This is a genomic window from Streptomyces sp. NPDC057623 (genome assembly GCF_042800355.1).
In the GTDB taxonomy this organism is placed as follows: Bacteria; Actinomycetota; Actinomycetes; order Streptomycetales; family Streptomycetaceae; genus Streptomyces.
Map to the genome: position 1 here is coordinate 67,502 of NZ_JBHVGZ010000031.1, position 19,102 is coordinate 86,603.

General features: G+C 70.5%; 13 protein-coding genes, 2 tRNA genes and 1 pseudogene. 10 read left to right on the forward strand and 6 right to left on the reverse strand.

Going from position 1 to position 19,102, the window contains the following annotated elements; all coding sequences use genetic code 11:
- The first annotated feature begins 3 nt into the window (after window positions 1-3).
- Window positions 4-585 carry a biotin transporter BioY gene (locus tag ACFU95_RS27995; RefSeq protein WP_383832603.1) on the forward strand — a complete coding sequence of 194 codons (582 nt, stop codon included), beginning with the start codon at window positions 4-6 and terminating at the stop codon, window positions 583-585.
- Here ACFU95_RS27995 and ACFU95_RS28000 read toward each other — a convergent pair.
- Window positions 575-1,873, reverse strand: a complete 1,299-nt coding sequence (locus ACFU95_RS28000; RefSeq protein ID WP_383832605.1) for an FAD-binding oxidoreductase — start codon at window positions 1,871-1,873, stop codon at window positions 575-577. The genes ACFU95_RS27995 and ACFU95_RS28000 overlap by 11 nt on opposite strands.
- Before the next feature lie 112 nt (window positions 1,874-1,985).
- On the reverse strand, window positions 1,986-2,714 hold the full coding sequence (locus ACFU95_RS28005; protein ID WP_383832607.1) for a hypothetical protein: 729 nt from the start codon (window positions 2,712-2,714) through the stop codon (window positions 1,986-1,988).
- 247 nt (window positions 2,715-2,961) lie between these two features.
- On the opposite strand from ACFU95_RS28005, the pseudogene ACFU95_RS28010 reads away from it, so the two are divergent.
- A pseudogene (locus tag ACFU95_RS28010) lies at window positions 2,962-3,789 on the forward strand (serine/threonine-protein kinase); the annotation flags it as partial.
- Window positions 3,790-6,176: 2,387 nt separating this feature from the next.
- On the opposite strand, the gene ACFU95_RS28015 reads toward ACFU95_RS28010, so the two are convergent.
- Window positions 6,177-7,646, reverse strand: coding sequence for an amino acid permease (locus ACFU95_RS28015; protein WP_383832609.1), 1,470 nt, complete (start codon window positions 7,644-7,646; stop codon window positions 6,177-6,179).
- A 217-nt stretch (window positions 7,647-7,863) separates the two neighbouring features.
- Between ACFU95_RS28015 and ACFU95_RS28020 the strand changes: the two genes are divergently transcribed.
- Together ACFU95_RS28020 and ACFU95_RS28025 are read left to right on the forward strand one after the other, a co-directional pair.
- Window positions 7,864-8,349 (forward strand): ribose-5-phosphate isomerase, encoded by a 486-nt coding sequence (locus ACFU95_RS28020; RefSeq protein WP_383832611.1) that lies wholly within the window; start codon window positions 7,864-7,866, stop codon window positions 8,347-8,349.
- 179 nt (window positions 8,350-8,528) lie between these two features.
- On the forward strand, window positions 8,529-9,338 hold the full coding sequence (locus tag ACFU95_RS28025) for an Fpg/Nei family DNA glycosylase (protein WP_383832613.1): 810 nt from the start codon (window positions 8,529-8,531) through the stop codon (window positions 9,336-9,338).
- A 44-nt stretch (window positions 9,339-9,382) separates the two neighbouring features.
- On the opposite strand, the gene ACFU95_RS28030 is transcribed toward ACFU95_RS28025, so the two are convergent.
- Window positions 9,383-10,648: a GNAT family N-acetyltransferase gene (locus tag ACFU95_RS28030; protein WP_383832615.1), complete on the reverse strand. Its 1,266-nt coding sequence runs from the start codon at window positions 10,646-10,648 to the stop codon at window positions 9,383-9,385.
- 162 nt (window positions 10,649-10,810) lie between these two features.
- On the opposite strand from ACFU95_RS28030, the gene ACFU95_RS28035 reads away from it, so the two are divergent.
- Window positions 10,811-11,989: a PP2C family protein-serine/threonine phosphatase gene (locus ACFU95_RS28035; RefSeq protein WP_383832617.1), complete on the forward strand. Its 1,179-nt coding sequence runs from the start codon at window positions 10,811-10,813 to the stop codon at window positions 11,987-11,989.
- 222 nt (window positions 11,990-12,211) lie between these two features.
- Entirely contained in the window at window positions 12,212-12,676 is a 465-nt protein-coding gene (locus tag ACFU95_RS28040; protein WP_383832619.1) for an HD domain-containing protein, read from the forward strand.
- Window positions 12,677-12,758: 82 nt separating this feature from the next.
- Here the strand turns inward: ACFU95_RS28040 and ACFU95_RS28045 are convergent, their stop codons facing one another.
- Entirely contained in the window at window positions 12,759-13,961 is a 1,203-nt protein-coding gene (locus ACFU95_RS28045; RefSeq protein WP_383832621.1) for an acyltransferase family protein, read from the reverse strand.
- Between the two features lie 540 nt (window positions 13,962-14,501).
- Here ACFU95_RS28045 and ACFU95_RS28050 point away from each other — a divergent pair.
- Together ACFU95_RS28050 and ACFU95_RS28055 are read left to right on the forward strand one after the other, a co-directional pair.
- Complete coding sequence (locus ACFU95_RS28050; protein ID WP_030044846.1) at window positions 14,502-14,696, forward strand: hypothetical protein; 195 nt, start codon at window positions 14,502-14,504, stop codon at window positions 14,694-14,696.
- Between the two features lie 90 nt (window positions 14,697-14,786).
- On the forward strand, window positions 14,787-16,937 hold the full coding sequence (locus tag ACFU95_RS28055; RefSeq protein WP_383832623.1) for a PQQ-binding-like beta-propeller repeat protein: 2,151 nt from the start codon (window positions 14,787-14,789) through the stop codon (window positions 16,935-16,937).
- A gap of 78 nt (window positions 16,938-17,015) precedes the next feature.
- On the opposite strand, the gene ACFU95_RS28060 is transcribed toward ACFU95_RS28055, so the two are convergent.
- Window positions 17,016-17,089, reverse strand: a tRNA-Gly gene (locus tag ACFU95_RS28060).
- A 131-nt stretch (window positions 17,090-17,220) separates the two neighbouring features.
- Here ACFU95_RS28060 and ACFU95_RS28065 point away from each other — a divergent pair.
- Together ACFU95_RS28065 and tig are read left to right on the forward strand one after the other, a co-directional pair.
- Window positions 17,221-17,297 (forward strand) — tRNA-Pro (locus ACFU95_RS28065).
- Window positions 17,298-17,530: 233 nt separating this feature from the next.
- Window positions 17,531-18,925 carry a trigger factor gene (gene tig, locus ACFU95_RS28070; RefSeq protein WP_383832625.1) on the forward strand — a complete coding sequence of 465 codons (1,395 nt, stop codon included), beginning with the start codon at window positions 17,531-17,533 and terminating at the stop codon, window positions 18,923-18,925.
- The last annotated feature ends 177 nt before the right edge of the window (window positions 18,926-19,102 follow it).

Genomic DNA, 19,102 nt, shown 5'->3' on the forward strand with positions numbered 1-19,102 from the left:
CCCATGAGCACCGCCGCTGCCGCCCCCGCCCGCCCCGGGCAGGTCCTCGCCGACCTGATCCCGGCCTCCCGACTGCGCGACATCGCGCTCGTCGTCGGCGGCGCCGCGTTCACCGGCCTCGCGGCCCAGATCGCCGTGCCCGTGCCGGGCTCCCCGGTGCCGGTGACCGGCCAGACCCTCGCGGTGCTGCTCGTCGGCACGGCCCTCGGCGCCGGCCGCGGCTTCCTCTCTCTCGCGCTGTACGCGCTGGCGGGCATCGCGGGCGTGCCGTGGTTCGCGGACGGCACCTCCGGCGCCGCGGCCCCGTCCTTCGGCTACATCCTCGGCATGATCCTCGCGTCCACCGTCGTCGGCGCCCTGGCCCGCCGCGGCGCCGACCGCACCGCGCTGCGCACCGCGGGCGCGATGCTGCTGGGCGAGGCGATCATCTACGCCGTCGGCGTCCCCTACCTGGCCCTGGCCACCGGCATGTCGGCGACCGCCGCGATCGCGGCCGGCCTCACCCCGTTCCTGATCGGCGACGCCCTGAAGGCGGCCCTGGCGATGGGCGCGCTGCCCACCACCTGGAAGCTGCTCAACCGCTGACGCCGTAGCCGGTTCGCAGGAGGCTCGCCGGGTCGTACCGCGACTTGATCCCGGCGAGCCTCTTCGACGTCTGCGCGTCGTACAGCCCCTCGCCCCGATCCCCGGCCCCGAAGGCGAAGTTGACGGCCCGCCCGAGCGTGACGGGTGCGAGCAGGGCGAAGGCGGGGTCCAGGATCTCCCGGGCCCGCGCCCGGTCCGCCATGGTCAACAACCGCACCAGGAACCTCCCTTCGCGGTACGGCACCGAGTTCGGCGCGGGCCGGGCCAGCGCCCCGCCCAGATGGTTGACCTGCACGACGCACATGGCACCGGCGGCCTCCGGACCGGTCCGGGCGAGCACACCGGCCACCGCGTCGAGGTCCCACTCACCCAGCACCGCGCTGTCCCCGTAGTAGGCGTGCGGGAAGTCCGGGTCGCTGTGGATGGTGTGGCTCTCGGCGTACGGCATCTCGCGCAGCGAGTCGGACAGCACCGGCCCGATCCTCCGCAGCGGGGCCACGACCCGATCGCCGTCGGCCCCGGTCCAGGCGACCCGCACCGAGAGGACGTACCGCCCCCGTAGGTGTGGCGGCAGCGCCGGGATGTCCGGATACGGCACGGCGGCGAAGGACGACGTCAGCCCCTCGGGCACGGTCCGCGTCCACTCCTCGTACGCCCGCAGCGCGACCGCCGGACCAACGTCCCGCCCGTCGAAGGCGAGGGCTCCGCCGTAGAGCGTGCGGACGGGAACGAGTCCCATCTCCAGCCCGGTGACGACGCCGAAGGCGTGTCCGGCGCCGAGGAGCGCCCAGTACAGCTCGGACTCCGGTGTCACATGGCGCAGCCGCCCGTCGGCGGTGACGACGTCCAGTGAGCGGACGTGGTCGGCGGCGTAGCCGAACTCCCGCGCCAGGATGCAGAGTCCGCCGCCCAGCGTGTACGAGACGGCGCCGACCGACGGGGCGGATCCGTTCAGCGGAGCCAGCCCGTGGGGCGCGGCGGCCGCCACGACCTGCCCCCAGCGGACGCCCGCCTGGAGACGGACGGTGCGGGCGTCGGGGTCGACGACGACCCCGGCCATACGCCGGGTCGAGACGACGACCCCACCCTCGACCGGGCCCGGCAGCCCGTGCCCGGTGGCATGGACGCCGAGCGGCAGGTTCCGGTCGGCCGCGTGCCGCACGGCGGCGACCACGTCATCGGCCGAGGACGCGGCGAAGACCACGTCGGGGCGCTGCGCGAACCCGGTCTGAAACCCGGCGAGTTCTTCTGCGTCTGCTACGTCTGCAACCTCGTCCACATCGTTCATGGCACCGAGGATGGCCGCATTACCTGACAACCACCGTCAGGTTTTCCGGCAGGGAACCGGGGCACGGTACGCGACCGCACCCCGGTCGCCGCCCACCGGCAGCCGGCGCTGCTCAGCCCTCCTGCGGCCGCCTGGGACGCCGCAGCTGTGACCACCACAGCCCGGCCGCCCCTGCCGCGATCAGCGTCGCGCCGGCCGCGCCGAGCGGCAGGACGTCCCGGCCGAGGCCGGTCTTGGGCAGCTCGTCGGCGCCGGGCGCGACGGGCTTGTTGTCGGTGCCGAGGAGCAGCGGGGTGGCCGGGGCGTCGGGCGACGGGTTCGTCGTACCGAACGGCACCGGGCCCTGCTGCCAGTACGTCTTCTTTCCGTCGCCGGTCTGGACGGGGAGGCAGATCTGACCGGCCTTGCCGAGGTCGTAGGTCGCGTCGACGGCGTACGACTTCGACTCACCGGCCGGGAGATTGTCGATGGGGCAGGCGAATCCGCTGTTCGAACCCTCGGGAAGACTGCCTTCCGCGATAGCTGAACAGCCCTCGACATTCTTGACCGTGAGGCCGTCGAAACCGACGACCAAAAGCTGGATCTTTCCGCTGTCCTTCGTCCCTTCGTTCTTCACCGTGGCGGTGATGTCGGTCTCCTGCGAACTGTTGTCCACCGAGATCTTTTCGGGCAGCAGAGTCGTCAGTTTCACCCCTGCCGGCGCCTCGTCGATGACCTTTCCCCCCTTGCTGCTGCCAGGACCCTGGTCGTCCGCGCCGGCAGTGGCGGAAAGGATCAGCACTGCCGAGAAAGATGTCGCGACCAGCGATCCCGCGATGGCCGTCGTGCGACGAGAACTCATGTTCGTCCCCCTTGCCTGCGCCTGAATTCGCAGTACTTGAAGAGTTACCACAAGATTTCTCCGCACTATGCTGGTACGGCATGAAGTGTGACCATTGTGTTTCAATGGCGAATGTCCGATGCGGCGTAGAGGGGGGTGCAGCGGATTGCCGGGAAATATGGGCGACATGGGAAACATGGAAAACGCGGGGGATGCGAGGAGTGCGGGGGGTGCGGGGAGAAAGAGGAACGGCGGTGTTCCAGGTTTACTGGTGACGGGCCGTTATCGATTGGTCGAGAGTATCGGCCAGGGGGGAATGGGGCGTGTGTGGCGAGCGGTCGACGAAATGCTCGATCGGCTGGTCGCCGTCAAGGAGATGCGCATCGACGGCCTCGACCCCGAGGACACGCGCACCCGCCGTGAACGCACCCTGCGGGAGGCGCGGGCGACGGCACGCATCGACCACCCCAACGTCGTCCGGGTCTACGACGTGGTCGACGAGGGCGAACACCTGTGGATCGTCATGGAGTTGGTGGCCGGCCGCTCCCTGGAACGCATCATGGCGGAGGAGGGCCCGCTGGGCCCGTGCGAGACGGCCCGGATCGGCATGGGGCTGCTGGCGGCTCTGCGCCAGGTCCACGCCGGGGGCGTACTCCACCGGGACATCAAGCCGGGCAACGTCCTGGTGGAGACGGAGGCCACCCGGGCGCGCGGGCGGGGCCGGGTGGTCCTGACGGACTTCGGCATCGCGGCGATCCAGGACGCGAAGGCCCTCACCATGGTCGGCATGCTGGTCGGCTCCCCCGACTACATGGCCCCCGAGCGCATCTCCGGCCGCCCCCAGGGCCCACCGTCCGACATCTGGTCCCTGGGCGCCACCCTGAGCGCGGCCCTCGCCGGCCGCTCCCCCTTCTCCCGCGACACGACCCTGGCGACCCTGCACGCGGTCCTGTACGAGGAGCCCGAACTCCCGCCCACGGCAGGCCCCCTGCGCGACATCCTCACCGCCCTCCTGGAAAAGGACCCCACCCTCCGCCCCGGCCTGGACGACCTGGAGACGTCCCTGGAACCGGTGGCGTTCCCGACACCTACGCCGACGATGCCGGTGGTGGGAGGGCTTGGTGGCGGGGGAGGGGGAGGGGGAGGGGGAGGGGGTTCTGTGGGGGCGCCGGGGGTGCGCGGGGGGCCGGTGACTGAGGGTGGTTCTGGGCGTGGGGGAGCGGGGATTGGGGCCGTTCCCGGGCTCGGGGGCCGGGGAGTCGAGGGTGCGGCCCGCACGGCGGCCCCTGGTACCGGGCGTGGTGGAGCGGCGGAAGAGGCCGGCTCCGGGCGTCAGGGCGCGGAGGCTGCGGCGGGTCTTGAACGTTGGGGGACGGAGACTGCGGCGGGTCCTGAGTCCGGTACGGAGGCAGGGGCCGGCTCCGCGTACCGGGGCACCGAGACCGAGGTGGAAGCCTCAGGATCGGGCGCGGAATCCGAGGCGCGGGAGTCGGGGGCCGGGCGGCTACGGCCGACTGCTGGGCGTCAGGAGCCGGGCGCGGGCGGGCAGTTGGTCCCGGACTCGGGCGGACAGCCGGAGCCGGGACCCGGGGAGACGTTGGTTCCTGGAGCGGCGGGGCCGACAGGGGCGGGGCAAGCTCCGGAGCGTGGGCCCGGGCGCGGGGCCCTCTCCGGAACCGAGCCCTGGGATGAGGCGGCCGTGGGGGAGGCCCTCCCTGGTGCCGAGCCGTCGGACAGTCTCGCACCAGAGCCCGGGTGGTCGCACGGTCCGGCACCGGAGCCGGGCCCGGCGAACGGTTCGGCGTCAGAGTCCGAGCTGTCGGGCGGGCCTGTGCCGGAGGCGGGGCCAGAACCTGTACGCGGATCTGGGCATATGGCCGTACCTGGGTCTGGGCCGGAATCTGTACGTGGGCCCGCGCCCGAACCCGTACGAGACTGTGAACAGGAACCCGGCCACAACTCCGGGCCGGAACTCGAACCTGGCTCCAGCCAGGAACCCGAACCCCAACCCGACCACGAGCCCAGCTCCGACGCCTACGCCGACCCTGCCCCCAACCCCAACCCCGCCCCACCGCCCGAGCCGGACCGGACAGCCGTATCGCTCCATGAACCCGAGCAGACGCGAGGACCCGCCACCGAGTCCGCCCCCGAACGCGGGCAGACGCATGCACCGGCGCCCAGCCCACAGCCCCCACATGGCCCCGATTCCGCGACGACGAAGCTCCCCCTCACCCCCCACCTCCCCCTGAGCCCCCAGCCGTTGAGGGAATCGCCCACCCCCGCCTACCTGGCCCCCTCCCGAGTCCCTCCCCCGCCCGACCCTCGTCAGCCGGAAGACGTACGCGACGCCATACCGCCGCAGCTCTCGGCCCCCACCAAAGACGAGCGAGCCAAGGCCACTCCCGCCCCTGCCTCCGACCACTCACCCACCCCCACACCCCCACCCACCCCGGCCAAAGACCCCCCTCGCGCCCCCGACGCCTCCACCGGACTCGCCTCCCAGGCGGGCTCGGAGCCCCGCTCAGAGGTCCGTTCACCCGCCCCGGGGGCCGACAACTGCAGCGGAGCGCGACCGCACCGCCCCGGCGTCTCCCTGGCGCGCGCCGAAGCGATGACCGAGCGGCGGCCGGTACCCGATCCGGGGCACGTTTCCGGGCCCGGGCCCGGGGGCCGACCACCCGGCCCGATGCCACCCGGCGAACTCCCCGGCCCCGCGGTCCCGGCGGAACACCCCCGACACCCCCGGCGCCGTACCGGAAAGGTCGCCGCCGTCGGAATCGTCGCCGCAGGCGCCGTCGTGGCGGTCATCCTGGCGACCGACCCAGGGTCACCCGGAGACGATCACTCCGGCTCCGCACCCTCAGGGTCCTCCTCCACCGCGACATCCCCGGGCACCGGCCCGTCGTCCACGGTCGAGGGCACATCGAGGCCGCAGAGCCTGCCGCCCGGATCGCGCAGGGAGGCGGGCGGGTTCGCGTGGGTGCCGCCCGAGGGCTGGCGGCGGGACGTCCAGACCGGGTCGGAGGTGCACTACACGTCACCGGACGCCGAACAGGAACTCGCCGCCAAGTCGTCCTTGGCGCGCGACGACCTGATGGACTCCTGGCAGAAGTCGGAGGAGAACGCCCAGCAGGGCCGGCAGTACCGCAAGATCCGCCTGGAACGGACGACGTTCCGCGGGCACCCGGCGGTCGTCTGGGAGTACACCTTCACGCTCCAGGACGACCCCTGGCACGCCCGGCTGCTGGGCTTCACGGTGGACGGCAAGTCGTACCAGATCAACACGTGGTACCGGCCGGACATCGAGACGGAGGCGTTGAAGACGTACGAGAAGGTGAAGGACACCTTCACCGTGCTGTGAGCACACGAGAAGAGGGGCCTTCGAAACGCACACGCGTTCCGAAGGCCCCTCGAACCCACGACCCCGGTCCGGCCGAGGCGGCCGGCCACCCCGGCAGATCGTCAGGTCAGCGGGTCAGCGGGTCAGCCGGTCTTGACCTCGTCACGCGGCGCGTCCGCAACGGCAGCCGTCTCGACGTCCGCGGGGCGCCCCCGGCCGACCTTCTCCTTCACGAAGGCCACGACCAGCACGACCGCGGCCACCAGCAGCGACAGCAGCACGGTCTTGCGGCCGTCGTGCTCGGTGTCGGTCAGCATGTAGCCGAGGACGAACACGATCAGCGCGGCCGTCGCCCAGGTCAGGTACGGGTACAGCCACATCTTCACGACCAGCTTCTCCGGCGCCTCGGCCTGGATGATCTTCCGCATGCGCAGCTGCGAGAAGCAGATCACCAGCCACACGAACAGGGCGACCGCACCGGAGGAGTTGACCAGGAAGAGGAAGACGGAGTCCGGGAACTTGTAGTTGAAGAACACGGCGACGAAGCCGAACACGACCGACGCGAGGATCGCCGTACGCGGCACACCGTTGCCGGTCGTCCGCGCGAAGGACTTCGGCGCGTCCCCGCGCTGGCCGAGCGAGAAGGCCATGCGGGAGGCGGTGTAGAGGCCGGAGTTGAGACAGGACAGCACCGAGGTCAGCACGATGAAGTTCATGATCTGACCGGCGTGCGGGATGCCCAGGGAGTCGAGCGCGGCGACGTAGGAGCCGTCCTTGGCGATGGACTTGCTGTCCCACGGGATCAGGGAGACCACGACGAGGATCGAGCCGAGGTAGAAGACGGCGACACGCCAGATGATGCTGTTGGTGGCCTTGGTGACCGCCCGCTGCGGGTTCTCGGACTCACCGGCGGCCAGGGTGGCGATCTCGCTGCCCATGAAGGAGAACACGACGAGCAGCACACCGGTGAGGATGGCGCCGGCGCCGTGGGGCAGGAAGCCGCCGTGGTCGGTGAGGTTGCTCAGCCCGGCCTGCGAGCTGTCGACGCCCGGCAGGAGCCCGAAGATGGCGAGCCCGCCGACGACGATGAACGCGGCAATGGCCACGACCTTGATCCCGGCGAACCAGAACTCGAACTCGCCGTAGGAGCCGACGGAGACGAGGTTGGTGGCGGTGAGCACCACCATCACGATCAGGGCCCATCCCCACTGCGGAACGGCCGGTATCCACCCCTCCAGGATCGCCGCACCGGCGGTCGCCTCGACCGCCAGCACGACCACCCAGAAGAACCAGTACAGCCAGCCGATGGAGAACCCGGCCCAGCGCCCGAGCGCGCGGTCGGCGTGGGCGGAGAACGACCCGGAGGTCGGGTTGGCCGCGGACATCTCACCCAGCATCCGCATCACCAGCACCACGAGCGTGCCGACGAGGGCGTACGACAGGAGGATGCCGGGTCCTGCGGTGGCGATACCGGAGCTGGACCCGACGAAGAGCCCGGCGCCGATGACGCCGCCGATGGCGATCATGGACAGGTGGCGGTTCTTGAGTCCGGCCTGTAGGCCGTGGCCGCCGGCGGCCGGTCCGGCCGTCTTCTGGTTCGGCTGCGAAGTCATGGAACGGATTTCCTTTGAGCCGTGGGGAGCGGTTCTCGCACGAGCGGTAATCGAGCGGCGCACGAGTCGGACCAGTGAATCGGAGGAGAACGAATTCGGGAACCTTTGATTCGGGATTGTTACTTGAGGTTTCCTTGAGCTTCCATGGCGTGCATCACAGTAAACGCGATCGACACCCGACGCTGCTGCCCCGAAACACCCGTGTCACACTCGTTCCATGCGCGTGTATCTCGGCTCCGACCATGCGGGCTTCGAACTCAAGAACCACCTCGTCGACTGGCTCAGGGCGGCGGGTCACGACCCGGTCGACTGCGGCCCCCACATCTACGACGCCCAGGACGACTACCCGCCCTTCTGCCTCCGCGCCGCGGAGAAGACGGCCGCGGACCCCGACGCCCTCGGCATCGTGATCGGCGGCTCGGGCAACGGCGAGCAGATCGCCGCGAATAAGGTGAAGGGCGTCCGCGCGGCCCTGGCCTGGAGCGAGGAGACGGCGTCCCTCGGCCGTCAGCACAACAACGCGAACGTCGTGGCGGTGGGCGCCCGCATGCACACGCAGGACGAGGCGACGAAGTTCGTCGAGACGTTCCTGAGCACCCCGTACTCCGGTGACGAGCGTCACACCCGCCGCATCACCATGCTGGCCACCTACGAGACGACGGGCGACCTCCCCCCGATCCCCGCGCACCACCCCCAGCAGTAGGCACCCTTTTCAGCCCGTCCGGCGTTTGAGGACGAGGCCGCAGGCCGAAGCGGAGGTCCAGGGGGCGGCAGCCCCTTGGCGGGGTGGAAGGGGCGGAGCCCCTTCAGAGGATGGGACGGGTAGGGGCGGCGGGGGCGAAAATCCCGCTCCCCCCACCCGCACACGAAGAAGGAGCCACCGTGCCCGAGGGCCACACCATCCACCGGCTGGCCCAGGACTACGCCACCGCATTCCTCGGCACGTCCCCCCACGTCACCAGCCCCCAGGGCAAGTTCTCGGACGGCGCACAACTCCTCACCGGCTCAGAACTCACCCACACCGAGGCCCACGGCAAACACCTCTTCCTCGGCTTCCGGGACGCCGACTGGATCCACATCCACCTCGGCCTCTTCGGCAAGGTCAACTTCGGCGACGCCCCCGCACCCCCACCCACGGACACCGTCCGCCTCCGCCTCACGAACAGCACCGCGTACGTCGACCTCCGCGGCCCCACCACCTGCGCCCTGATCACGCACCCCGAGAAGCAGGCGATACACGACCGCCTCGGCCCCGACCCCCTCCGCGCCGACGCCGACCCGCACCGGGCCTACCGACGGATCTCCCGCAGCCGTACGACGATCGCCGCCCTGCTCATGGACCAGAAGGTCATCGCGGGCGTCGGCAACGTCTACCGCGCCGAGGTCCTCTTCCGGCACCGCATCGACCCGTACCGCACGGGCAGGGACATCACCCCCACCCAGTGGGACGCCATCTGGGCGGACCTGGCCGACCTCATGCGCGAGGGCGTCCGCAACAACCGCATCGACACCGTCCGCCCCGAGCACACCCCGGAGGCGATGGGCCGCCCGCCCCGCGTCGACGACCACGGCGGCGAGGTCTACGTCTACCGCCGGGCCACGCTGCCCTGCCACCTCTGCGGCGGCGAGATCCGCACCGCCGACCTGGCCGCCCGCAACCTCTTCTGGTGCCCGAACTGCCAGACCCCTTAGGGCCCCGAAACCCCGAAGCCCCGAGGCCCCCGAAGCCGCCCCGCTCAGAACCCGTGGGGCAACCACGGCGCCACGCCGGACATGAACCCCACCGACGCCTCCGCCAGCGCCCCCTGCCGCAGCTCCCGCACCCGCCCGGCGGCGCCCAGCGATTCCAGGCTCACACCGCCGAGGTAGGCCGCCCCCAACTCCCGTACGGACAGGAAGAGATCGGCGGCATCCGTCGTACGGCCGCACGCCGCGCCCTTGGCGTCCCCGGTCAGCCGCCAACGCCCGGAGTTCCAGGGGCAGAAGGCGTCCTCCACCTCGAACACCACGTCCACCGGCGCCTGATAGGTCCGCGCCTCCAGCGCCGCCCCGACATCCACCAGCCGTACATGCAGCGAGTCCCGTACCCGCAGCGCACACCGCCGGATGTCGGACACCTGGTGCTGCCAGGCCTCGTCCAACGGCCGCCCGTACGCCTTCACCGTGGACGTCAGGTCGATGTCGAACAGGAACCGCCACAGCGCGGCCCGCGCCGCCGGGTCGAGTGCGTCCACGTCCCGCAGCAACACCGACCCCTTGGGCCCGGACGGCTCCCACTCCGGCTTGACCCGAAAGCGCGCGTACCCCACGACCTGGCCGTCGCGCTCCGCCAGCACGCACTGGAGCGGCGAGCCGCCGTCCCGGTCGCTCTCCGGGTCGAGCACCCGCAGCCGCTCCCAGCCGGGCCCGCGCGCCAGCATCCCCGGCCGGCCGGACACCGTGCGCGCGTACACCGCCTCGCACACGTCGAGGGCCTCGGTCGCTGCGGCGTACCGCAGACGTACGTCATCGGTGCCGGGCGGCACGGACAGCCGGACGCGGGTGGTGTCGATCTCGGCGTTCACATGGAAGGTGCCGACGCCGTACCCGAACCGGCCGTAGATCTCCGGCTCGGACGCGGTCAGTACGGCAAGCGGCCAGCCCCACTCGCGCACGTCGTCCAGCTGCCGCCGCATCAACGACGTCAGCACGCCGCGCCGGCGGTGCGTGGCGGCGACACTGACCATCGTGACGCCGGCCGCGGGCACCGACGCGCCCCCCGGCACGGTCAGCCGGAAGCTGAAGGCCCCCGCCGTGCCCACGCACCCGTCCCCGTCCCAGGCGCCGAGGGAACGGTCCAGCTCGGTGAGCGAGTTCCACAGCTCCTGCTCCTCCGGCGCTTCCGCGACCGCACCGAAGGCCCGGATCAGCGTGTCGTACCAGGTGTTCCACTCGCCCTGCCGCAACACCCGCAGCTCGGGAAGGCCCAAGTGGCCAGGGCGGCTCGCACTGTCATTCGCCATGAATCATGCCTACCAGGGCATTGCGGGACGAGCGAGGGAATTTCTCGTTGGCGGCCGCGAGGTGGCTTTCCGTGAAGTTCACTGTGAAGTTGAACCTCGGACGGGGGACAAGTGGGACCTCCCGTGCCAAGCAGCTGGTCCGATGGATAGGGTCCCGAACTAATGGCAGCAGGACGAGAGCGGCGCACGGTGGCCGAGACGTTCACGGCCCGGTTGAAGATGCAGTGGCACCGGGCCCGCGTCGGCGTGCGCAGAAGCGCGGTGGACTACTTCCGCGGCGACGGCTCGGACTGGATCGCACTGGCCGGCCTGCTCCTCACGGTTCCCCTGATCTGCGCCGTGACGATGGCCAACCCGGTGTGGTTCTCCCCGGCCGCGCTGGTCCTGCCGATCGTCGCGGGCGGCCTGCTGCTGCGCCCGGCGAGCCTGCTGGGCCTGTACGCGGCGGCGGCGACGGCCCTGATCGTGGAGTCGGTGCAGCTCGGGCCGTACACGGAGGGTCCGTCCCGCGTCACCCCGGGTGTGGTCCTGGTCGTGGCGGCGTGCGGCTTCTTCGGTCTCCTCATCGCGCAGTTCCGCAGCCGCGTGGGCGTGCCCTGGCGGCGCGGCGGCACGATGCTCTTCGACCTGCGCGAACGCATCCGCGTGCAGAGCAAGCTGCCGGGCCTGCCGCACGGCTGGCATCGCGAGATGGCGCTGCGCCCGGCGGGCGGCCAGTCCTTCTCGGGCGACTTCGTGGTGGCGGCCCGCACGAACGGCGGCCGCACCCTGGAGGTCGTCCTGACGGACGTCTCCGGCAAGGGCATGGACGCGGCCTCCCGCGCCCTCCTCCTCTCGGGAGCCTTCGGCGGCCTCCTCGGCAGCCTGCCTCCGCACGCCTTCCTCCCGGCGGCGAACGGCTACTTGCTCCGCCAGGACTGGGACGAGGGCTTCGCCACGTCGATCCACCTCGTCCTGGACCTGGACTCGGGCGACTACGAGCTCTACTCGGCGGGCCACCCGCCGGGCCTGCAACTGAGCGCGGGCAGCGGCCGCTGGGAGGAGAAGGCGGCCGAGGGCCCCCTCCTCGGCGTGTACGACGGCGCCCAGTTCGACCCCGTGAAGGGCTCACTCCGCCCCGGAGACGTCCTGATGCTCTTCACGGACGGCCTGGTCGAGACCTCCGACCGCGACATCGTCGAGGGCATAGACCGCCTCACCGGCGAGGCCGACCGCTACGTGGCAGGCGGCTTCCACGGAGCCGCCTGGCACCTGATCGAGGCAGTCGCAAAGGACGTCAACGACGACAGGGCCCTCCTCCTGATCTGCCGAGAGGGCCCAACGGCCCAGTCAACACGCTGACCTCCCGGCCTCACGCTCGGAGGCGATCACTCCCCAACGCCGCTCCAGGCACTTTCAGCCCGTCCGGCGTTTGAGGACGAGGCCCTTCGGGCCGAAGCGGGGGTCCAGGGGGCGGCAGCCCCTTGGCGGGGTCGAAGGGGCGGAGCCCCTTCAGGGATGGGACGGGTAGGGGCGGCGGGGGCGAGAAAACCCCCCACCAACCCCGAGCGGCACACTGGACCAATGACCCAGCCCCACCGAACCCCACTGTCCCTGGCCGACATCGAGACCCTCGCCCGCACCGCCCACGCCAACCAGACCGACAAGGCCGGCCACCCGTACACCGAACACCTCAGGGCCGTAGCAGAAGGCGTACACGCACGCGGCGGCGACGAGGACCAGATCGCAGCAGCCTGGCTGCACGACGCGGTAGAGGACGACGCCCTTTCCGAACAGTGGCTGGAAGACGCCCCACTGAGCCCCCGCACGAAGGCGGTCGTACGCGCCCTCACCAAGCACCCCGGAGAACCCCCCGAGACCTACGCCGCCCGCATCCTCGCCACCCCCGGCGCCCTCCTGGTGAAGCAGGCGGACCTGGCGCACAACGCGGACCCGACCCGCCTGGCCGTCCTCGACGAGACGACCCGCAAACGACTGACCGAGAAGTACGCACGGATGCGCGCACTTCTCGGTCTGACCGGAGACTGACTCTCCACGATGTGATGTTGTGCGTCTTTGTGCAGATACGCCGGATAGGCCGGACGCACCCGCTGTGAATCAGGCCGCAGGATCAGGCGTTGACCTTCTCGCGCGCGGCAGCGCCCTCGCGCTTCTCCCGCTCCCGGGCCAACTGAGCCGCGTCCCGCTTGAACGCCCACTCCATCTTCGGCTCCATCGCGAACCGGAACACCCGCTGCACCGGCGAGGTGCACAGCAGCGTGACACCGACCGCCGCGACGACGGACACGAAGATCTCACCGAGCGGCCGCTGGAGCCACGCGTGCTCGAACCAGCCCTGGTAGTCGCCGGCCTTCACGACGAAGCCGTGCAGCAGATAGCCGTACAGCGTGCCCGCGCCGAGCGCCGTGAACCACATGTGCCGACGCGGCACCCAGGCGAAGAAGCAGGCCGTCAGCAGCAGCGAGCAGCCGAACATCGCCAGCACCATGACCGGCCCCGCCCACCACGGCGCGCCCAGCTCCTGCGCGGCGTCCCGGTGGTAGAACCACGCGGTGTTCATGCGCGGCACGGCCCACCAGCCGAAGGCCAGCGCCACCGCGAACACCGGCACGGCCAGGATCCGCACCGTGCGCGTACGCACCATGTGGAAGTGCTCGGGCTTCATGCACAGGCCCAGCACGAAGTACGGCAGGAACTGGAGCACACGCTGCAGATCCAGGTCGTCACCGATCTCCGGGGTGACCGTCGCCGCCATGGCGAGACCGAGCGCGATCGGCAGCGGCCAGCGCACCATCTTCCAGATGGGGGTGGTCATCCGCCAGATGAACAGGGCGCACAGGAACCAGGTCAGGTACCACGGGTCCAGGAGGCTGATGTCCTGACCCGGGTCCTCGGCGATCCAGCGCTTGAAGAGCGGATAGGCCGTCTCGAAGATGATGTACGGCACCGCGACGCCGGTGATCAGGCGCTTCAGCCGACTGGGGCTCGCGTCGAAACTGCGCGAGAAGAAGCCGGAGATGATGATGAACGCCGGCATGTGGAAGGTGTACACGACGGTGTACACCGCCTCCAGGATCCGGCTGTCGCCCTTGATCGGTTCCCAGGAGTGTCCTATGGCGACGAGCACGATCGCCAGGAACTTGGCGTTGTCGAAGAACGCGTCGCGTTGCTTGGCACCGCCGGACGCGGATCTCTTGTCCGCCTGTGCCTGCTGGTTCTGCGGCGAGCGCGGACTCGGCACTCCGTCCGCCGACGACTCTGCCGGGGGGAGTGGCGCTCTGTTGTGGCCGTGCGGTCGCAGCGAGTTGTTCACAGACCCTCCCGCCGGAAGCCGGGGGAGTAGACCGAGGCCCTCACTGCGCATGCGGGGGACGAGGCAGCATGGAACATCTGAGGCACCCTAGCGTTGCCTGTGGGATTTCGTAAAACCCGCGAGGTCATTCCCGGATATCGCGCTCGGCCTCGCGTGTACGACGAACATGCACTGGGTGGACACCTGTTGGCCATCCTTCTTGTCCGGATTCATCCGGACTAATAGGCGCATATGGTCAGGAGCCGACCGCGATGGAATGATCACCTCACACTTAATTCGAAATATTGGCGAACACGTTGTGTGTTGATGGAAACGATCCCGTCGAATTACCTGCGCGGGTGCGCACCCGAAATCCTGTACGGCCGCAACGCGGGAGGTGGCCGCGCACGGTGGACCCGCACAGATCCGGCACAGGTGTGGCGAACGAAACGTCACGTGCCGCATAGCGGGGCCCGGTTGGTGGCACGATGGTTCTGGCGGGGGTGCGCGGGGTCGCATCCCCGGGCCGGGAGAGCGGACCGACCGAGGGTGTGATCTGTTGTGGCCATTTCGCTGTCAGTGGTGTTGCTGTTGGCGATCATCTTGGTGGTGTTGATTCGTGGCGGCTCCCTGAAGGCCGGCCCCGCCGTCGTCGCCGTGCTGTTCGGCTTCTTCCTCGCCTCGACGGGCATGGCCGACGACATCCAGAGATTCCTCAACTCGATAGCCGAGACGATCAACTCGATCCAGTTCTGAGGTCCCTTCCGGGGTCCGTGGGGCGGCCTGGAAGGGTACGGATACCCTCGTTCGTGATCGTCGAACGGTCCGGAACGGGGGAACGTACGGATGGCGCTGCGCGAGACGGACCCGGCGGAGGTGGGCGGCTACCGGATCGAGGACCGCCTCGGCTCCGGTGGCATGGGCGTGGTCTACCTCGCCCGCTCGGCCTCCGGTCGCCGCCTGGCCGTCAAGGTCGTGCACGCGCAGTACGCCGACGACGACGAGTTCCGCACCCGGTTCCGCCGCGAGGTCGCCGCCGCCCGCCAGGTCAGTGGCGCCTTCACCGCACCCGTCGTGGACGCGGACGCCGACGCGCCGCGCCCCTGGATGGCCACGCTCTACATCCCCGGCGAGGACCTCGGTACCCGCATCCGCCGCCACGGCCCCCTGCCCCTGCCGCAGTTGCGCGAACTCGCCGCAGGCCTCGCCGAGGCCCTGCGGGACATCCATCGCGCCGGCATGGTCCACCGCGACCTGAAACCGGCCAATGTGATGCTCGCCGAGGACGGCCCCCGCGTCATCGACTTCGGTATCTCCCGCGCCGCCGAGTTCGCGCCCTCCGACGTCCTCACCCAGACCGGCCGCGTCATGGGCACTCCGCCTTATATGTCCCCGGAGCAGTTCTCCTCCCCCCAGGACGTGGGCCCGGCCGCGGACGTCTTCTCCCTCGGCTCGATCCTCGCGTACGCCGCCACCGGCCATGGTCCGTTCGACAGCCCGAGCCCGTACGAGACGGCCATCAGGGTCGTCGAGGGCACTCCCGAACTCGATGACGTTCCGTCCGAGTTGCTCACCTTCGTCCGACTCTGCCTGGAAAAGCAACCCAAGTCCCGCCCCTCACCGGACGAGTTGCTGCACCTGCTCCGTGACGGCGCCCTCCCCGACCCGCGCCCCGCGGACGAGACGCCGACCGTCGTGCCCCCCGGCCGGCCCCGCCGGCGCCGCGGACGCCTCTGGCTGGCCTCCGCGGCCGGAGCCGTCGTCCTCGCTGCCCTCGCCACCACCACGGTCGCCCTCACCGGCGACGACTCCGACCCGGGCGACCTGCCCCTCGGCTGGCAGGCCTGGCACCGGAAGTCGAAGGACCCGAGCCCCGACAAGGAGCCGATAGGCGCCGACGCTCCCTTCGCCCGCTGCGCGGCGACCGGCCCGTCCCTCGTCTGCGCCGGCGACGACGTCATGGCGACCCGCTTCGCCCTCTCCGACGGCCGCAACACCTGGGCCCGGTCGATCGACGAGACCGCCGACGACATCAGCGGCGGCGACGCGGGCTCGATCATCGCCGCGCGCAGCGGCCGCGTGTACGTCTACGGCGCCGACGACCGGATCGTCGGCGAGGAGCAGTTCAACCCCACGCGCTACACCGTCCAGGCGCTCGACGCCGAGACCGGCAAGGTGATCTGGAAGACGGTCACCGGCGACAGCGACGAGGCCACCGAGCCGAACAACGACCAGGGCTTCTCCACCGCCGTACCCGAGGGCGTCATCACCGTCTACGGCGCGAAAGGGCGGCAGTACGCCCTCCTCGACGCCACCGACGGCAAGGTCCGCTGGAAGCGGCCGATGCCCAGCCCAACCACACAGATCTGCCTGCTGCGCAGCGTCGCCCGGAACGCCTATCTGGTGTGCCAGCAGTGGGGCGAGGAGAACATCACCCACACGAGCCTCGCGCAGCTCGACCCGGCCACCGGCCGCCCCCGCTGGACCGTGCGGGTCGAGGGGGAGCAGGACGTCGTCGGACAGGCCGACGGGCGGCTGGTGGTGCTCGACACGACCGGCGCCCGCCGCACGCTGACCCTGATCAACTCCACCTCGCGCGTCCGGACGACCGTACGGCTGTCCCGGACCCTGCCCGAGGGCACGACCCCCACCCTGCTGGGCGGCACGCTCTACGCCACGTCGTCCAGCGGCAGCGTCCGCGCGATCGCCCCGGACACCGGGCGCCAGCTCTGGGAGAGCAACTCCACCGTGGAGTCGCCGGGCCCCCCGACCGCCTCCGCGTCCCACCTCTACCTGGCGTCCCCCAGCGGCCGTCTGGCGGCCCTGAACCTGCGTACGGGCGCCGTGGAGGCCACCCTCCAGGGACGGGACGACGGCGGCACCGCCGACTCCACCGGCATCGGCGCCCCCCTGACCCTCGTCGGCGACGCCCTCTACGTCCCGTACGGCATCCGCTCCGTCTACACCGTGGACGTACGCACACTGCGCGGCGACTGACGCGACCGGGCGTCCCCGCCGGGAGAACGCATCAGGGCCAGGCCGAGGAATCATCCTCCGACCTGGCCCTGAGCCGTATGGAGCGGGCGACGGGAATCGAACCCGCGTAGCTAGTTTGGAAGACTAGGGCTCTACCATTGAGCTACGCCCGCACAGGACGCGCCGCAGGTCAGGTGACCGCGGCACAGAAGGCATCGTAGCGGGTCGGTGCCCCTCACCGCACACCCCGTTAATGCGGCGGTCGCGCTGCCTGCGGCCATGTACCCTACGTGTCGCACCAGCACGGGGTGTGGCGCAGCTTGGTAGCGCGTCCGCTTTGGGAGCGGAAGGCCGTGGGTTCAAATCCCGCCACCCCGACCACCGACCGGTCCTCGCCGGTCATCCGCGCGGTCACCTCGCTTGATCGCCTTTGGGGCGTTGAGCGGCTGCGGTTACTATGCAAGCTGCGCGCCCGTGTGTCTCATCCACAGGAACCTCTGGACATCCCCGGACATCCACAGGAGATCCTCTGGAGGTCGTCCGGGCGACGAAGTCCGCCGGACCAGTCTGGCCCCGGCAGAAACCAAGAAGTCAGCCCCCAAGGAGACCGAACCGTGAAGAGCGCCGTGGAGACCCTGAACCCGACTCGGGTTCGGCTCAGCATCGAGGTGCCCTTCGAGGAGCTCAAGGACAGCCTCGACGCGGCGTACAAGAAGATCAACCAGCAGGTCACGGTGAAGGGCTTCCGCAAGGGCAAGATCCCGGCCCGCGTCATCGACCAGCGGTTCGGCCGCGGTGCGGTGCTGGAGGAGGCCGTCAACGACGCGCTTCCCAAGTTCTACACCGAGGCTGTCAACGAGGCCGAGATCGACGTCCTGGGCCAGCCCGAGGTCGACATCACCGAGCTGAAGGACGGCGAGACGCTGAACTTCACCGCCGAGGTCGACATCCGCCCGTCCATCGAGATCCCGGACTACTCCGGCATCGAGGTCGAGGTCGACCCGGTCGAGGTCACCGAAGAGGACATCGACAAGTCGGTCGAGCAGCTCCGTGAGCGCTTCGCGTCGACCTCCCCGGTCGAGCGCGCCGCCGAGGACGGCGACGTCATCACGATCGACCTTCAGGCCAAGGTCGAGGGCGAGGTCCTCGAGGACGGCGTCGCCGAGGGCGTCTCCTACACCATCGGCTCCGGCGAGCTGCTGGACGGCATCGACGACGCCGTGAAGGGCCTGGAGGCCGGTGGCGAGGCCACCTTCGCCTCCGAGCTCAAGGGTGGCTCGGCGGCCGGCAAGGAGGCCGAGGTCACCGTCAAGGTCACCCAGGTCGCCGCCCGCGAACTGCCCGAGCTGGACGACGAGTTCGCGCAGCTCGCCTCCGAGTTCGACACCCTCGACGAGCTGAAGGCCGACAGCCGCAAGCGCCTCGAGAACATGAAGCAGTACGACCAGGCCACGCAGGCCCAGGAGCGCGTCCTGGAGAAGCTGCTGGAGCTCGTCGAGGTGCCCGTCCCCGAGAAGCTGCTCGAGGACGAGATCAACACCCGCAAGCACAACCTGGAGCACCACCAGCTCGGCCAGATGGGCCTCGACCTCGAGAAGTACCTCGAGATCCAGGGCAAGACGGTCGAGGAGTTCGACGCCGAGACCAAGGAAGCCGCGGTCAAGGGCATCAAGACGCAGTTCGTCCTCGACGAGCTCGTCAAGCAGGAGAAGCTGAACGTCAACCAGGAGGAGCTCACCGAGCACCTCATGCGCCGCGCCGCCTCCTCCGGCATGTCCCCCGACCAGTTCGCCCAGGCGGTCGTCGAGGGCGGCCAGGTTCCGCTCCTGGTCGGCGAGGTCGCCCGCGGCAAGGCCCTGGCCGTCGTGGTCGAGAAGGCCACGGTCAAGGACACCAACGGCGAGATCGTCGACCTGAACGACGAGGACGAGGTCGAGCAGGCCACGGAGACGGTCGAGGCCGCCGAGGGCACCGCCGACGCCGAGGCCGCGGAGAAGACCGAGGGCTGAGCCCACGGCGCCGCACAGCGCGTAGGAAGGGCCCCGGGGACACCGATCCCCGGGGCCCTTCTCTCGTACGGCCGGACAGCGCCGTCGGCGGGAGCGGCGAACTGCGCGAACGGCCACGACGGACCCGCGGCCCCTCGCGCACCCGAGCCCCCACGGCGCTACGCCCCCGGCGAACAC

Excerpts from the sequence above, each read along its gene's own strand:
- ACFU95_RS28000 (WP_383832605.1), bottom strand. The coding sequence starts at position 1,873 with ATGAACGATGTGGACGAGGTTGCAGACGTAGCAGACGCAGAAGAACTC.
- ACFU95_RS28035 (WP_383832617.1), top strand. The coding sequence starts at position 10,811 with ATGGCAGCAGGACGAGAGCGGCGCACGGTGGCCGAGACGTTCACGGCC.
- ACFU95_RS28055 (WP_383832623.1), top strand. The coding sequence starts at position 14,787 with ATGGCGCTGCGCGAGACGGACCCGGCGGAGGTGGGCGGCTACCGGATC.
- ACFU95_RS28020 (WP_383832611.1), top strand. The coding sequence starts at position 7,864 with ATGCGCGTGTATCTCGGCTCCGACCATGCGGGCTTCGAACTCAAGAAC.
- ACFU95_RS28030 (WP_383832615.1), bottom strand. The coding sequence starts at position 10,648 with ATGGCGAATGACAGTGCGAGCCGCCCTGGCCACTTGGGCCTTCCCGAG.
- ACFU95_RS28015 (WP_383832609.1), bottom strand. The coding sequence starts at position 7,646 with ATGACTTCGCAGCCGAACCAGAAGACGGCCGGACCGGCCGCCGGCGGC.
- ACFU95_RS28040 (WP_383832619.1), top strand. The coding sequence starts at position 12,212 with ATGACCCAGCCCCACCGAACCCCACTGTCCCTGGCCGACATCGAGACC.
- ACFU95_RS27995 (WP_383832603.1), top strand. The coding sequence starts at position 4 with ATGAGCACCGCCGCTGCCGCCCCCGCCCGCCCCGGGCAGGTCCTCGCC.
- ACFU95_RS28005 (WP_383832607.1), bottom strand. The coding sequence starts at position 2,714 with ATGAGTTCTCGTCGCACGACGGCCATCGCGGGATCGCTGGTCGCGACA.